Here is a 1644-nt window from a genome sequence, read left to right as displayed (position 1 = left end):
GCCAACGACACCACCGGCGCCGACACCACTGATGCCGATCCGGCCAGCGTAGCGCTGGACGCGCCGACAGGCGCCGGCCATTACGGCACGCTGACGCTCAACAGCGACGGCAGTTACACCTACCAGCTCGACAACGACGATCCGCGGGTGCAGGCACTCAGCGGCAAGGAAACCCTCACCGAGACCTTTGCCTACACCCTGACCGACGCCGATGGGGACACCTCACCGGCGACGCTGACCATCACCGTGACCGGCACCGACGACGGCGTCAGCCTCTCGGGCCTGGCGAGCGAAGGCAGCGACGTTTCTGTCAGCGAAGCGAATCTTGCTGGTGGCAGCGATGCCGACAGCAGCGCACTGACCCAGCCTGGCAGTTTCACCTTTACCAGCGCCGATGGCGTGGCCAGCGTACAGGTGGGCAACCAGTCGTTGACCCTGGCCCAGCTGCAGGGGCTGTCCGCCGATAGCCCGGTGGTGGTCGATACCGAATACGGCAGCCTTAGCCTGACCGGCTTTACACCGGCAGATAGTGCCAACCCGGCCACCGGCGGCAGCGTGAGCTACAGCTACACCCTGGACACCCGCGTCGACAACGACAGTCAGGCAGGTGCCACGAATGCCGGCTTCACCGAAACGGTGGGCCTGGTGGTCACCGACGATGACGGCAGTGCGGCCAACGGCAGCCTCAGCATCGCGATCGCTGATGATAGCCCGTCCGCGAGTAATGACAGCGACACCATTGCGGAGGAGACCGCGTCGATCACCGGCAATGTGCTGTCCAACGATACCACCGGCGCCGACACCACTGATGCCGATCCGGCCAGCGTAGCGCTGGACGCGCCGACAGGCGCCGGCCATTACGGCACGCTGACGCTCAACAGCGACGGCAGCTACACCTACCAGCTCGACAACGACGATCCGCGGGTTCAGGCACTCAGCGGCAAGGAAACCCTCACCGAGACCTTTGCCTACACTCTGACCGACGCCGACGGGGACACCTCACCGGCGACGCTGACCATCACCGTGACCGGCACCGACGACGGCGTCAGCCTCTCTGGCCTGGCGAGCGAAGGCAGCGACGTTTCGGTCAGCGAAGCGAATCTTGTTGGCGGCAGCGATGCCGACAGCGGCGAACTGACCCAGCTTGGCAGCTTTACCTTCGCCAGCGCCGATGGCGTGGCCAGCGTGCAGGTAGGTAATCAGTCGCTGACCCTGGCCCAGCTGCAGGGCCTGTCCGCCGATAGCCCGGTGGTGGTCGATACCGAATACGGCAGCCTTAGCCTGACTGGCTTTACACCGTCGGATAGTGCCAACCCGGCCGCCGGCGGCACCGTGAGCTACAGCTACACGCTGGACACCCGCGTCGACAATGACAGCCAGGCTGACGCCACGGATGCCGGCTTCACCGAGACGGTGGCCCTGGTGGTCACCGACGATGACGGCAGTGCGGCCAACGGCAGCCTCAGCATCGCCATCGCCGACGATAGCCCGTCAGCGAGTAACGACAGCGACACCATTGCCGAGGAGACCGCTTCCGTTTCCGGCAATGTGCTGTCCAACGACACCACCGGCGCCGACACCACTGATGCCGATCCGGCCAGCGTTGCACTGGACGCCCCGACGGGCGCCGGCCAGTACGGCACC

At 65.8% G+C, this 1644-nt stretch carries 1 protein-coding gene; it reads left to right on the top strand.

The window, feature by feature from the left end; genetic code table 11:
* Window positions 1–1644 (top strand): VCBS domain-containing protein (locus NFH97_RS21130; RefSeq protein ID WP_349625584.1); only part of this gene is annotated, 1644 nt, incomplete at both ends.

Source organism: Halomonas sp. SCS19 (assembly GCF_040147015.1).
Classification (GTDB): domain Bacteria; phylum Pseudomonadota; class Gammaproteobacteria; order Pseudomonadales; family Halomonadaceae; genus Halomonas; species Halomonas litopenaei.
The sequence above is the reverse complement of the archived record's forward strand: the minus strand, read 5'-3'. Positions and strand labels throughout refer to the sequence as shown.